This window comes from Pueribacillus theae (assembly GCF_003097615.1).
GTDB classification, from domain to species: Bacteria; Bacillota; Bacilli; order Bacillales; family UBA6769; genus Pueribacillus; species Pueribacillus theae.
The window spans coordinates 1-12,923 of record NZ_QCZG01000063.1; the positions used below are offsets into that span (position 1 = coordinate 1).

Here is a 12,923-nt window from a genome sequence, read left to right on the forward strand (position 1 = left end):
TAACTATTGGATGGAACCATTTTCATCCCAAGTTTGTGACCCGGCGGGTCATGTATGTTTAGTTTAACATACGTCAATCAACATAATTCCACACGATAATCTAAATACCCTAAAAAAGGAACCCCCTAGGATTCCTTTGTGTCACTTATCATTTAATTGCACTGTTTTTTTATTCCCAGTTATTTTTCATTTCTTGAATTCTCTTAGCCTGTTCTTCAGGGGTCAAGTCTTCAATATGAGTCGCAATCCACCAAATATTACCTGAAATGTCTTTTACTCCACCGTATCTTTCACCTGCGTGCTTCATATCAGTTGGGGGCATGATCGGTTCTGCTCCATTTTGAAGTGCTTTTTCGTAAATGGCATCACAGTCTGGAACGTAGAGATAAATGGATGCCGGCATTGACCCATATTTCTCCATAGGCTCACCTGCCATAATGATAGAATCTCCAATAATCATCTCAGCATGCATAATGGTTCCGTTTGGTCTGTCAAGTTTATACTTTAATTTTCCGCCAAATACTGTTTCTATGAAGTCTATTAACTGTGCCACATTGTCAACCATTAAGTAAGGATTGACTGTTTTCATTCCTTCGGGCTGATGGTTTACCCTTTTTATTGAGTTCATTCTCAGTTTCCTCCCGTTTTAAATGATATTAAAACTTGCATATATTCAAACATATGCTTCTGTTACTTCTACAAATTAAAGGAATATCCTTTTTCTTTTTCCTTACGGTTTCCTCCGTCACGGAAGCCGGGCAAGAAGGCGCCACTAACGGCTACAATCCTCGTTATCACGGACGCGCCCTTCGTACAAGGTGCGCGTCGCTTTTGTGGCAGGAACGGGAAAACTCATCCACTTGCAACTGAATCCCTGCAACATGAACGGGATGAAAGACTTCTTTTTATTTGTCAAAGAAGTGCAAACCATGTTACCGCTCCAAACGATACTGGAAGCGGAGGTGCTTGCCTGACCGACGGCGGCATCAGGTCAATGGCGCCGCCCGTTTACCGCTGGCCTTCCTGTCGATCCAGCAAATAGAACATATAATCGGTCGGGACCCCGGCATACCCTTGCTGCCTCAGCATCGCGGTCACATTGCCCCGATGATACGTCCCGTGGTTGACCACATGCCGCAGAATGTCGGAGAAATGCGTATCGAGACGGCCAAACTGCGGATGCTCGATCGTCATCTCCTTGTCCGGGTCGGGCGTACGCCGTAGCAAATCGCGGAACTGTTCGGCGGCGGCGTCGAACAGCCGCCGCATCTCGCCCACACTTTTGCCCTGCGCTTCCTCCCTCCAGCCTGGGATCTTCGGAAAAATATCCTCGTTCGGAACTTCCGCGAGCACGAACATATAGATCTGTTCGAAAACGTACATGTGCCCTAATGTTTGCGACACGGACGGGAACACGCTCTTCACTTCCGCATGGAACGCATCCTTCGGAAGCTGCTCGAGGTGGGCGAAAAGCCGATCGTTCGCCCAAACATGATAATCGTACAATTGATACGGATGTTGAAGCATAGATAAATTCACCTTCCTTTTATTCGCCGTTTGGCTGCTGCAGCCTTGTCTCTATCATATATCGGGTTCGCTGACAACCGTTGTCAGCGAAGTTCAATCAGGATCGTCTTCGTAAAGTTTTGCGATTCCGTATGCCATTTTCTGGATTTGGCGTTTCAATTCCAGCGGCTCCCGTATGCAAATGGCGGTGCCGAACGTCACCAGATACATTGGAAGGTATTTATTCATCGTCGGGACATCGAGCTGAAACCACGCCTCCCGATCGGTCCGCTCCGTCAAATAGTGGCGCAGATGCCAGTGGCCGCAAACCGCGTTCAGCGTGTCTGGCTCTCCCGCAATGCGGACGACCGCCAGCGGTCCGTCCGCCTCCCGTTCCCTTTCGGACTGATCGCGGAAATAGGCGGACGCGGAGAAACGCTCCGGCTTTACGAACCGCGCTTCGGTCGGCTCCAGCCGCGCGATGCGATCCACTCGGAACGTCCGCATCGCCTGCGAACGATGGCAGAACGCAACAGTGTACCATTCGTTTCGGTCATAAGCGAGCCCGTATGGATCAACTTCACGTTCGTCGGCCTGCTTCACATTCGGTTTGCGATAAGCGATACGGATCGTTCGCCCATCCTTCGCCGCCCGCTCCAGATCCCGCAACAACGGAACGACGGAAGGTGGACGCGCCGGGGAAATCACGTCCAAGCTGCTCGTCTGGCGGAACAGATCGTGGCGCTGCTCTTCGTGAAGCCCGTTCTCTACCTTCTTTAACGCGCTTTCCAGTTCCTCCGTATACGGATAGCCTGCGGCTTGCGCAAATTTATTCGCATCCACAAGCGCCTTCAGCTCTACGGAGTTAAAGAACAACGGCGTCTCCATGAAGCTTTCCAGAATGCGAATACCGCCGTCATGACCTGATTCCGCGACGACCGGCACGCCGCTGGCACATAACGCGTCGATATACCGGTACACGGTTCGAACGCTGATCTCCAAACTATCCGCAATCTGCGCGGCGGTGAGCTTCCTTCCGGAGCGCAGCATCCAAAGCATGGACAGCATGTTGTCCCATTTCGCCATCGGGAGCACCCTCTTTTCCTCGTGAAAATAAAACTGGTTATAGTATTGCACAATTATGTAAACATAGACTCCTGCATCGCGTGTCAGATCGTTAAAAGAAAGTATTCGGGCTTTCTTCCCCGATTTCCTGTTTTGACCAACGAAAAATCCTCCTGCCTTGGGGTAAGGAGACCTAAGTAGTAAACACAAAATCACTCTACGCATAACCACAATAGTTCCAGTGCTTTCCCCAAACAATTAAATAAAATGCAAGCGGTGATTTGCATCTGGACATTTGAATCAAACAATATTAAGTTAATAACAGACATCGTGAAAAAGTCATTAGAATAAAGGGAGATATATGAATGACAGCATTAATCGATTGGAAAAATAATGCTTGCGGGCATAAAATGATAGCTTCTTTTAGTGGAGGAAAGGATAGTGTCTTAGCACTATATAAAGCTATGAAGGTTGGAGAAGCGATTGGACTGATCGTCATGTTAGAGGAAGAAGGGAAACGTTCCAGATCCCATGGAATGCCTCCAGAACTCATACGTGCCCAGGCTAAATCTATAGGGTTGCCAGTATATACTGCAGCTACAAGTTGGACAGATTATGAACAAGTATTTATATCCCTTTTAAAAAAAGCTAAAATTAAAGGAGCAGAAATGTTAGTAACCGGAGACTTAGATATGCCTGCTCATGGCTGTTGGCATGAAAAGGTTACGAAGAATGCTGGATTAAAGCTTGGGATGCCTTTATGGGAAATGAACCATCGGGAGGCCGTCGAGGAGTTCATAAATCTAGGGTTTGTAACGATCATTGTAACTGTTAATTTATCATTGGGAATGCAAGAGAACGATTTAGGGCGAATGTTAACCCATGAATACGTGAAAGAGCTTGAAGCTCGTGGTATTGACCCCTGCGGAGAAGGTGGAGAATTCCATACCACAGTAATAGATGGGCCAATTTTTAAATATCCTATTCCAGTTCGTAAATGTGAGATTATTAAGGACGGAGAATATGCTTTTTTGCCTTTGGAGTTAGATCAGATGTCGGATGCGGATGCCTTATAAAGTATAAAATAACTTAAAAAAGAGACCGTTTTCACCCAAGATTACATGGACTCGCCTCTTTATTTTCGGCTTATACCTGTAATCAACGGCAGGTTGTGACTCAAAACCTTTTTTCAACCAGATTCATTTTCTTCGGCAGCTATTGCGTCTGCTTTCGTTTTATGAACAGTTCCAAATGGATGTTCAGGCGGTGCATATATTGAGTAAAGCTTTAACGGGGTATTGCCTATATTGGTTACATTATGCCATGTGCCAGCAGGTACCATAATGGCAGAGTCATCACATACATGTCTTACAAAGTTTAAACTGTCTTTACTCTTGCCCATTTGAACAAGTCCTTGACCTTCTTCAATACGTAAAAATTGATCAACGTCAGGATGAAGTTCCAAGCCTATAGCTTCTCCAACATTAATACTCATCAAAGTCACTTGCAAATGGTTTCCAGTCCATATGGCGGTACGAAATGTGTTGTTTTGCTTAGCAGCTTGGTTAATATTCACTACAAAGGGGTCTTTCCCATGATCTTTTAATATAGCACCGATATAACCCTGAGTGTTTGGATACGGCCAAAAATAGTTTGTATAGCCGGATGCATTAGACATACTCTGGTAATCAGGAATATTGTAACAGTCACGCATTGGTGGATAAGCATAATAAGGATACGGATATGGGTACATATTTTTCCACCCCTCTTATATCACTAATCTCATAATAGTTTATAAAATCATCATATGCCACATATTTTGAAGTGTTATTGCTAGATTCCCTAATTAGGGTATCTGTTCTTGTCCGTTGATGTTTCGGCTTTGTACAAAAGTTTAATTAAAAATACGCTATAAACTTTGATTTAGAAAGAAACCCTGTAAAAACAGGATTTTTTTCAAACTTAGGATCAGCAATGGGAGGAGTAATCATTAACAATCATTATTCCTATACCTCACTGAGTTGGTTTGCAGGGTCCATTACCTTGGTTGGTTTATTTTCTTTTTTTCTCTCCATTTCCCTTTCCAATAGGCAAGGTAATCTCAATAAAAGTTAGGGGAAATCAGGGTAATAATTTTATCATTTTAGAGGGTTAAATTTCTACGATGAATTTCTAAAATTCCAACACTAATATCACCTTTATTTAAGAAAAACATCCGTTCGCTTACTTAGTTATAAGCGAACGCTGGTTAATGTATAAATTTTTAAACAACTTAGCACACAAATACATGTTGGTTTGAAATAAAGTCTGATCGAAAACATCTCGCAAAATGTGGGTTTTGCATTAGATAAAAAGAATCCGCTTTTTATTCCCTCTTATTTTTCATTTCTTGAATTCTCTTAGCCTGTTCTTCAGGGGCCAAGTCTTCAATATGGTGAATAGTATTGACCGTTAGTTATAATTTTGCACGTGTGCAAACTTTTCTGGATTTGCCACCATATAAATACGCCAAATTTTATTATTTCGGAACTCCAAAGAGACGACATAAGCGACATAGCCATTAATTAATATGACAAAGCCAGGAAATCCATTTACAACTTTAAATTCCATCCGCGTGTTTTCAGGAAGTTTTTTCCTTATACTTGTAAACAAAAAGACAATTCGCTCCGATGTATAGATTGGATTTAGCGCAGCTTTTACTTTTCCGCCTCCGTCAGTAATTAATACAGAATCTGTTTTCAATAACTCCAGCATTTGATGAATATCCCCTTTTTGAAGTGCCATCATAAATTGTTCTACGCCGCTTCTCATCGATTGGAAATCCAATGTAGAAGCTTTCGGGCGGTTCTCCATGCTTTTTTTCGCTCGATGGAAAATCTGCCTGCAATTAGTAGATGACTTTTCAATAATAGCTGCAATTTCTTCATAGCTATACTGAAAAACTTCTCGTAATAGGAAGACAGCTCGTTCATCCTCAGATAACTGCTGCAAAAGCAAGAGATAAGCGGTCGAGATAGATTCCTTCATCAAATAAGTATGTGAAGGGTCACTTCCTTCATTTACCAATGGTTCTGGCAGCCACTCCCCAATATAAACCTCCCGCTTACTAGCTGCGGAACGCAATTTATCTATAGATCTATTCATCACGATCTTGCATAAATACGCTTTCTTGTTTTCAATGACCTTTTCGCTGCTTACACTGTTATAAGTTAGGAACGCCTCCTGTACAAGATCCTTAGCATCCGCAACGCTCGCCGTCATTCGATAAGCGATCGAAAATAATAAAGGTTTATACGTCTGATACAATTGTTCAGTCTCCAAAACGATTAGTCTCCTTTACCACTATCATTTCGTTAGCTTTTGAAATTTCTCGCGCTGCGCGCTTCCCACTCGCAACTGCAGCATCAGCCAATACTTCCTCATGTCCGGTCCAATCTCCTGCAATATACATTCCTTTCATTTCTGGTATACTCGGACCCGGGTTTTCTTTTCGTTTCAAATGTGGGAAATTATACGATACCGTTATTTTTGGTAAAAATTGTTGCACAGCCACTTCTTGTCTCCATCCTGGATGAAGCAAATCCATCACTGATTCTAATTGCTGCTTATCTGCATGTATGTTCATTTCTTCCAAAGGATTATGATATTTTGCCAGACTTACAACGACTGTTCCATCATCACTTAATTTTGCTGCTCGTGATTGATTTGTGAAAAATAACGATTGATCTAGACCGATTGCAAATTGGTGCCGTGAAGTAGGTAATTTTTTCAACCCTAAATCAATAGAGCTTGCCGTAATAGGAATCGCCTGTTCATTCCATAGACCCAACGAGGTATGTTCCGCATCTTTAATCATTTTCACAGCTTGTTTCGGAGGAGTCGCAACGATACAATGAGCTACGTTAAAGACCGTTCCATCCGAACAAAGTATGCTTTGATAGTCCCCATGATGCTCAATCTTTGCGACATTTTTATTCGGAAATATTTCAACTCCTGCGGCTATTGCCTGCTGCCTAAGTTTCTCCACAATCGTTCCCCAACCTCCATCAACATACAAAACTCCGCCCTTGAAAGTACGTTGCACTTGTTTCAATACCGGCTTTGCAAGCTGTAAGGTCGGTGCATTTGTATATGTCGTCAATCGGCAGATTGAATAAAAAATATGCTTTACCATCGAATCGCTTATTTCCGCATCAGCCCACTCCGTAAGGCTAACTTCTGGAATGAAATCAACATTTAATTTCATTAACTTTAACATTAATTCGCCGAACTTAGATTTCCATGATAAAAGAGAAGACGACATCATTGATGAAAAATCTGTTGGAATGACTTGAACTGACTTATTGAGAATGCCATGAATTTGAACAGAAGCATTCCCACCCGGAATGGATAATCCAAGTTCAGTAAAAATCGTCATGGCATCTCCTGAAAGATACAGTCCATGCGATCCCAAATTCATAAGGATTCCATTTTTATCATTCGTTATCGCCCTGCCACCGAGACGATTCGACTTTTCCAAAACAACGACCTTTTTTCCTTCCCTTATCAAAAAATTAGCTGCTGTCAACCCAGCCAATCCTCCACCAACGATCGCCACATCATATTTAAACATAAAAAAAAATCCCTCCTAGATATCGTTCTGTAATCAAAACGATTGGGGAAAGGATTTTGTGACAGCCAATATGAAATATTTAAATACACTTTCGGAATTTATAAGGAGTAATCAGCTAAAATTCCAAAAAGCTTCTGAAAATAGGGTGTAATCTGACGGGAAGTGGTGATTTCATCTTTTTCCCAATTGGACAAATAAGCACACCAATACAAATTTAATAACTATCTAGGAATTTATTCGCTTCACTATTAAATTTCCACATTACACCAAATTTGTCGACCAACATTCCAAAACTTGCTGACCATGGCGTAGAAGATAACGGCATGATCACGGTTCCGCCTTCTGAAAGTCTTTCAAAAATTTGTTTATTCATTTCTGGATCAGCATCAATGATACTGATTAAGACGGTATTCCCCTTTGTGACTTCGCCTGTCACAGCTTGCATAGAAGGCAGTACATCAGAGACCATTAAAATATTCCCTGAAAACTCAATACGAGATTCCATAATCATGTTTTGTTCTTCTTCCGTTAATGGAGCGTTTGGATCTTGACCAAAAGCACCAAATCTCACCTTTTTTACGCTTGTTGCTTGGAATGCCTTTTCATAAAAAGTTAACGCTTCTTCTGCCTGTCCATCAAATTGTAGATAAGCTATTGCTTTCATCATTTACTTCCTCCTTTTCATATTTGAAGTATAATAGAGCATAGGCGACAACTATATGTCGTATATGGGAGGAGAATATGAAAAAAATTGAGCGACTTATCTCGATAGTTATGATCTTGTTACAAAAGGAAGTTGTTTCAGCATCAGAATTTAGTCGACTTTTTAATGTAACGAGACGAACGATTCAACGTGATATGGAAACATTAAGTTATGCAAACATCCCTATTTATGCGAAATATGGTGCTGAAGGAGGGTATGCGCTAATGGAAGAGTATAAATTCGATAAACGATTATTAAATAACAAAGATATTGAAAATATACTCGTAGCTTTAGGCGGTTTTGAGCAACTGATTACGAATCAAGAAATTCAAACGACTATTCAAAAAATCAAAGGAATGACCAACGCAGTTATTTCTCCAACACTTGATTTAACTTTCTATGATTGGCCAGGAAGAAGTCAAATCAAAGAAGACATTTTATTTATCAAGCAAGCCATTGAGAATAATTGGTTATTAAAGTTTGAGTATGTGGACCAAAAAGGAAACAAAACGTATAGAGTCGTAGAACCCTATAAGCTACATGTAAGCGAGATGCATTGGTATCTTTTTGGTTATAGTTTAGAACGGGAAGACTATCGAACGTTTAAATTGACGAGGATATTAAATATCCAAAAAGACGGTTTTTTTGTCCCAAGGCCTGATAAGGAATTTAAGGAAGAAAAACAACACAACGAACAACAAAATTTGGTTAGTTTACAGCTCTTGATAGATGTTGCAGTAAGAGATCAATTTATTGAGAGATACGGAAAAAATGTCGTTACAAAAGTGACTGCAAGAAATTACCTTGCGACAATTGAATTGCCTGAGACTCAATTTGCCTTCCAATTTTTAGCAGGATTTGGCAATAAAATTAAAATTATAAAGCCAAAAGGCTTTATTGCTAAATATGTAAACTTTTTGAAGGAAGCAGTGGAGCTTTACAATTAAACTGTTCATAGGACGGTTTCAAGAGAAAGTATATGATGGATATCAAACGTTCTAAAATCAAGGACTCTGCTTTTGATCATTCTTCTTTTTTCTCATTTTCATTATATAATGCTTCCATCGATTTCCCTATTTCTTCTAAAAAGGCTTCTTCCTCCGACGTCAAAAAGGTAGGGAACTTAAAATCCATTACATCTGATTCCATTAATTCTTGTGCTTTTTCTTCCGCTAGCTCATCTTTGTTATCGACATGTTTTGTTGCCAATTCAGTCAGTTTTACAAGAACGTCAAAGGCTTCAGGCGATTTCGGAGAAGCACCTTCTTTCATCAATTGTTTCAACGTCGCTAACCAGTCTAACATTTCCACATCCACTTGTTGCCGCTGTTCTTTCGGAAGAGAAAAAAATTGATTAGCTATTGTCTCTGAAAAATATTCTTTCACCCACTCTATTTGGTCTTGTTCATGTTCCATCTGATAAAGCAGAGAACTTAAAACCGTCCACGTGATTGGCTTTCCTTCTCTCATTATGAATTGAACACGTTCTACCGCTTCGATCGCTCGATTTAATTCGTTTCTTTTTTCTGTCAGGAGTTTATGTTGCCAAGGTAATGACTTTTCGAGTTGAGTAAATGCATCCGTATCATTCCCAATTAAGTTTTTGATTTCCTGTAAAGAGTAGCCTAAGAATTTTAATGACTGAATTTGTTGCAGTTTCGCCAATTCTGCTAATCCGTACAACCTGTGACCAGAGCTGTTTTTTTGCTTTGGTACCAATAACCCTGATTCCTCATAAAACCGTAATGTTCTTACCGTTATTCTTGCGCGACTTCCAAACTCACTAATTGTAAAAGCAGGTACTTGATTTTCCATATAAGCCATCTCTCCATGATTATTATAATTTTAAATTAGCATATGACGTAACGGAGGGCGCAAGCCGAAAAAGATACAATTCGGATTGGGAACATTATTTTATTGCAAGAACGTTATCTAAACTCATGATTAAATCAGCAAAGATAATAATGGTAGTGGCTTCTCGCAGGGAATTTCCGCTTTTTATGTTTTTTCCTCGTGTTTGTTCACCAACCATTTATAGGAAACAAGCAAAAGAAAATATCTCTCCGTAAATAACGAATAAAAACAAGACATGTAATGAGGGCTCCAAAATGCCCAACAATCTCAGCCATCGGAATTTCGTAGAAGAATGTTTCTGGAAAGACGGATTATGATATAAAAAAATAGTGCCAGTCCAAATCCTCCCCAACTGAGCATATGCTCATCTCGCATTTCTTTCCCAAGCGGGACAAGCACAACTTGTGCGGCCATCATAGTAAACGCGGCATATGTAAAAGGAGAACTGCCCATGATATGTTGTCCGATAACTGGTCTTGGTGACGTATTCCAAGAATTCATTGCAGCTAAAAGTAAAGATATCCGTTTATTCGTCATCACTGCACCTCATTACATTTTTATGATAATTGAGGGGGTTAAAGACTAGGTTTTCATGATTTGAAAGTTTATATGAGTACCTACTGTAACAACAACGTGTAAAGCCACCCAAATGAGTGGCTTTCCTTTTTGGCTGAACTTGGGTTATCGCTGCTTCTTGCCTCATACATCTTCGGGGTTGACTAGAATTTTTCAGCTAGCCCAAAAAACATTTAGAACGCCTTTCGCTGGTAAATAACAGTGGTAATCCCCCAAGAAATAACATAAACTGCCATGATAACAACTGCCGCTCCCGTATATAAAGCCGGAATGGATAAATTGACAATAAAATCTGTTATTGCTGTAAAGTGTTCAGCTAAAAACTTCACGATAGGCGGTCCTATGCCTACCAGAAGGATAAAGCTAATGAGAACAACTGTTGTAATATGGCCTGGTTTAAATATCTGAAATAACGGGAAGGTAAAAGCTGCAAATAATAAAAATAAGCCCCCGCCAATCGCAATATCAGCCATCGCAAAAGGTTTATTGAAAACAAACAATGCTAAACTTGTCACCACAATGGATAAAATCATATAAAGAATAGCACCAAGATAGCGTGATGCGATAATTTCCTTACGTGTGTAAGGTAAAGAATTTAATAAAATGTTCGTCTCTGCCTTTTCATCGTAACCAAAAGCATTAAAAGGAATAAAAATACTGGCAACGAGAAAAGTCAAAGCTGGATGTGCGTCCATAATGATAAAGAATAAGATAAAAGGAAAAAAGATTAATAGTTGCCTTTTCTGTAATATGACATCACGTCTGATTAAATTAAACATGCTGTATGCCCCCTTTGAAGTAATACATGATATCTTCCAGTGATGCTTGTTCAATGACCACCGAATCCCCGAAAATATTTTTCACTGCTTTAATATTATCCGTTAGCGCTTCAAATCCTGTTGGTGCACGATGAACATGAACAAAAGCCTTTTCCGTGTCTCTATCCAGAAGTTCCATTCCTCCTTTAACGAGCGCATAGTTTTCAGCTACGTCGTGAATGGACTGATTAAATACTAATTCCCCTCTTTGTATAAAAGCGATATAATCTGCGATTCGATCTAAATCAGTTGTAATATGCGTAGAGAAGAAAATGGTCCGATTATCATCAACCATTAATTCCTGCAACAGAACCAACAGCTCCCGTCTGAAAATGGGATCTAAGCCTGCTGTCGGCTCATCCATAATGATCAGCTCTGCATGATGTGATAGGGCTATCGCCAATGATGCCTTCATTTGCATCCCTTTTGAAAAAGTTTTCATCGCTTTATTAAGCGGTAATTCGAATTGTTCAACATATTGATAAAATAATGTATCATCCCAGTGTTTGTAAGCTGGTGCAATTATATGTTTTATATCTTTTAAGTTCATCCCTTCAAAAAATACATTGCCATCGTATACAAACCCAATCCGTTCCTTGATTTCCTTCTCATGCGCCGCATACTCCAATCCGAAAAGCTTAACCTCCCCAGCATCCGGCTTTAATAGATTCATCATCATTTTTATCGTTGTTGACTTACCGGCACCATTTGCTCCAATGAAGCCCGTAACAAAGCCTTTCTTCACTTGTAAATCCATATTTTTAACGGAAAAATCTTTGAATTTTTTCGTGACATTTTTAAATTCAACCACAATTTCCATTCATTTCACTCCTCGTATAAAATCTTCAATAATTGCTGCAGTTCATCAAGTGACAGGCCAATTTCCCTGCTATTCGTTATAACCGCACCCAACTGCTCTTCAATGACCTTCAGCTTCTTCTCTCTTATAACCTCTAAATTTTGCTCTGCGACAAAAGACCCTTTTCCGACAATGGAATAGATAAAGCCCGCCTTCTCCAATTCTTCATAGGCACGTTTCGTCGTAATTACACTAATTTGTAAATCCTTTGCAAGTTTACGCATGGAAGGCAAAGACGCGCCCTCCTGTAGTTCACCTGCTAAAATTAACGATTTAATTTGATTTGTAATTTGTTCATAAATCGGCTCCTTTGAACTGTTGGAAATAATGATTTTCATGCCAATCCCTCTTCTTTATTTTTTTGGAAACATACTTGAAATAATGTCCTGTACTGCTTGAATCAGTATAGCAATAACGTGAATTGTCATGAACATATTAAAAAATGAAAAGGAATAAGGGGTTATCCATTCAGTAAAGAGCTTCGAATCCAAAATCCATCTTCCTATCCTGGCAAATAGGTTGCCACTGTCGTTTATGTTTGGCTCCAGGAAAGTGCCATCAACAGCGATAAAGATCAATTGAACAATTAAAAATATGCCAATGGTGATCATCCAGCGTTTTGCTAGATTCATAGGACGTGTTTTTTCTGTGCTTGTCATTTGAACACTTCTCCTCTCTTGTTTCATCATTTTGAGTATTTACTAAATTCAAACCTTCTATAGAGTATAAGAGTAGTGGTTGTGACCCTTTCATTAATTGTCATTAAAGACCGATTTACATATAATTACACTTATCTTTGTATAATGTATATAAACTATATTAACATTATATACATACAAGAAACATCGTGCAACCATGTTTACATTGAACTACTCCACCTTAATTTCTTAACGAAATTTGAAGATGGAGATTCCTAAGAACACCTTCGTA

At 39.9% G+C, this 12,923-nt stretch carries 15 protein-coding genes and 1 pseudogene; 3 read left to right on the plus strand and 13 right to left on the minus strand.

The genetic code is table 11. From position 1 onward, the window contains the following. Positions 1–169 precede the first annotated feature (169 nt). On the minus strand, positions 170–628 hold the full coding sequence (locus tag DCC39_RS17710; protein WP_116556221.1) for a VOC family protein: 459 nt from the start codon (positions 626–628) through the stop codon (positions 170–172). A 131-nt stretch (positions 629–759) separates the two neighbouring features. On the opposite strand from DCC39_RS17710, the pseudogene DCC39_RS17715 reads away from it, so the two are divergent. Further along, positions 760–956 (plus strand): annotated as a pseudogene (locus DCC39_RS17715) (IS1380 family transposase); the annotation flags it as partial. Between the two features lie 52 nt (positions 957–1,008). On the opposite strand, the gene DCC39_RS17720 reads toward DCC39_RS17715, so the two are convergent. Beyond that, positions 1,009–1,527: a DinB family protein gene (locus DCC39_RS17720; protein ID WP_116556222.1), complete on the minus strand. Its 519-nt coding sequence runs from the start codon at positions 1,525–1,527 to the stop codon at positions 1,009–1,011. Positions 1,528–1,620: 93 nt separating this feature from the next. After that, the gene (locus DCC39_RS17725; protein WP_116556223.1) at positions 1,621–2,592 is read right to left on the minus strand and encodes a helix-turn-helix transcriptional regulator; all 972 of its coding nucleotides are present in this window, start codon (positions 2,590–2,592) and stop codon (positions 1,621–1,623) included. A 344-nt stretch (positions 2,593–2,936) separates the two neighbouring features. Between DCC39_RS17725 and DCC39_RS17730 the strand changes: the two genes are divergently transcribed. Next, positions 2,937–3,647 carry a Dph6-related ATP pyrophosphatase gene (locus DCC39_RS17730; RefSeq protein ID WP_116556224.1) on the plus strand — a complete coding sequence of 237 codons (711 nt, stop codon included), beginning with the start codon at positions 2,937–2,939 and terminating at the stop codon, positions 3,645–3,647. A gap of 113 nt (positions 3,648–3,760) precedes the next feature. Here DCC39_RS17730 and DCC39_RS17735 read toward each other — a convergent pair whose 3' ends face one another. From DCC39_RS17735 to DCC39_RS17750, 4 genes are all read right to left on the minus strand, one after another. Next, the gene (locus DCC39_RS17735; protein ID WP_116556225.1) at positions 3,761–4,324 is read right to left on the minus strand and encodes a cupin domain-containing protein; all 564 of its coding nucleotides are present in this window, start codon (positions 4,322–4,324) and stop codon (positions 3,761–3,763) included. Positions 4,325–5,022: 698 nt separating this feature from the next. Beyond that, positions 5,023–5,892: an RNA polymerase sigma-70 factor gene (locus tag DCC39_RS17740; protein ID WP_116556226.1), complete on the minus strand. Its 870-nt coding sequence runs from the start codon at positions 5,890–5,892 to the stop codon at positions 5,023–5,025. Beyond that, complete coding sequence (locus DCC39_RS17745) at positions 5,882–7,183, minus strand: phytoene desaturase family protein (protein ID WP_116556227.1); 1,302 nt, start codon at positions 7,181–7,183, stop codon at positions 5,882–5,884. Before DCC39_RS17745 ends, DCC39_RS17740 begins: the two co-directional genes overlap by 11 nt. Before the next feature lie 214 nt (positions 7,184–7,397). Beyond that, a complete protein-coding gene (locus DCC39_RS17750; RefSeq protein WP_116556235.1) occupies positions 7,398–7,847 on the minus strand; it encodes a VOC family protein in 450 nt (149 codons plus the stop codon). A gap of 77 nt (positions 7,848–7,924) precedes the next feature. Here DCC39_RS17750 and DCC39_RS17755 point away from each other — a divergent pair, with 77 nt between their 5' ends. After that, entirely contained in the window at positions 7,925–8,833 is a 909-nt protein-coding gene (locus DCC39_RS17755) for a helix-turn-helix transcriptional regulator (protein WP_116556228.1), read from the plus strand. A 76-nt stretch (positions 8,834–8,909) separates the two neighbouring features. Here DCC39_RS17755 and DCC39_RS17760 read toward each other — a convergent pair whose 3' ends face one another. From DCC39_RS17760 to DCC39_RS17790, 6 genes are all read right to left on the minus strand, one after another. Then, positions 8,910–9,701, minus strand: coding sequence for a MerR family transcriptional regulator (locus DCC39_RS17760; protein ID WP_116556229.1), 792 nt, complete (start codon positions 9,699–9,701; stop codon positions 8,910–8,912). A gap of 306 nt (positions 9,702–10,007) precedes the next feature. Further along, positions 10,008–10,277: a hypothetical protein gene (locus DCC39_RS17770; RefSeq protein WP_133243506.1), complete on the minus strand. Its 270-nt coding sequence runs from the start codon at positions 10,275–10,277 to the stop codon at positions 10,008–10,010. A 212-nt stretch (positions 10,278–10,489) separates the two neighbouring features. Continuing rightward, a complete protein-coding gene (locus tag DCC39_RS17775) occupies positions 10,490–11,095 on the minus strand; it encodes an ABC-2 transporter permease (protein WP_116556231.1) in 606 nt (201 codons plus the stop codon). Then, a complete protein-coding gene (locus DCC39_RS17780) occupies positions 11,088–11,954 on the minus strand; it encodes an ABC transporter ATP-binding protein (RefSeq protein WP_116556232.1) in 867 nt (288 codons plus the stop codon). The genes DCC39_RS17775 and DCC39_RS17780 overlap by 8 nt, the downstream gene beginning before the upstream one ends. 5 nt (positions 11,955–11,959) lie before the next feature. Further along, on the minus strand, positions 11,960–12,331 hold the full coding sequence (locus DCC39_RS17785) for a GntR family transcriptional regulator (RefSeq protein ID WP_116556233.1): 372 nt from the start codon (positions 12,329–12,331) through the stop codon (positions 11,960–11,962). Positions 12,332–12,346: 15 nt separating this feature from the next. Then, complete coding sequence (locus tag DCC39_RS17790) at positions 12,347–12,652, minus strand: YfzA family protein (protein ID WP_116556234.1); 306 nt, start codon at positions 12,650–12,652, stop codon at positions 12,347–12,349. Positions 12,653–12,923 lie beyond the last annotated feature (271 nt).

Excerpts from the sequence above, each read along its gene's own strand:
- DCC39_RS17735 (WP_116556225.1), bottom strand. The coding sequence starts at position 4,324 with ATGTACCCATATCCGTATCCTTATTATGCTTATCCACCAATGCGTGAC.
- DCC39_RS17790 (WP_116556234.1), bottom strand. The coding sequence starts at position 12,652 with ATGACAAGCACAGAAAAAACACGTCCTATGAATCTAGCAAAACGCTGG.
- DCC39_RS17780 (WP_116556232.1), bottom strand. The coding sequence starts at position 11,954 with ATGGAAATTGTGGTTGAATTTAAAAATGTCACGAAAAAATTCAAAGAT.
- DCC39_RS17760 (WP_116556229.1), bottom strand. The coding sequence starts at position 9,701 with ATGGAAAATCAAGTACCTGCTTTTACAATTAGTGAGTTTGGAAGTCGC.
- DCC39_RS17755 (WP_116556228.1), top strand. The coding sequence starts at position 7,925 with ATGAAAAAAATTGAGCGACTTATCTCGATAGTTATGATCTTGTTACAA.
- DCC39_RS17775 (WP_116556231.1), bottom strand. The coding sequence starts at position 11,095 with ATGTTTAATTTAATCAGACGTGATGTCATATTACAGAAAAGGCAACTA.
- DCC39_RS17750 (WP_116556235.1), bottom strand. The coding sequence starts at position 7,847 with ATGAAAGCAATAGCTTATCTACAATTTGATGGACAGGCAGAAGAAGCG.
- DCC39_RS17725 (WP_116556223.1), bottom strand. The coding sequence starts at position 2,592 with ATGGCGAAATGGGACAACATGCTGTCCATGCTTTGGATGCTGCGCTCC.
- DCC39_RS17710 (WP_116556221.1), bottom strand. The coding sequence starts at position 628 with ATGAACTCAATAAAAAGGGTAAACCATCAGCCCGAAGGAATGAAAACA.
- DCC39_RS17720 (WP_116556222.1), bottom strand. The coding sequence starts at position 1,527 with ATGCTTCAACATCCGTATCAATTGTACGATTATCATGTTTGGGCGAAC.
- DCC39_RS17785 (WP_116556233.1), bottom strand. The coding sequence starts at position 12,331 with ATGAAAATCATTATTTCCAACAGTTCAAAGGAGCCGATTTATGAACAA.
- DCC39_RS17745 (WP_116556227.1), bottom strand. The coding sequence starts at position 7,183 with ATGTTTAAATATGATGTGGCGATCGTTGGTGGAGGATTGGCTGGGTTG.
- DCC39_RS17730 (WP_116556224.1), top strand. The coding sequence starts at position 2,937 with ATGACAGCATTAATCGATTGGAAAAATAATGCTTGCGGGCATAAAATG.
- DCC39_RS17770 (WP_133243506.1), bottom strand. The coding sequence starts at position 10,277 with ATGACGAATAAACGGATATCTTTACTTTTAGCTGCAATGAATTCTTGG.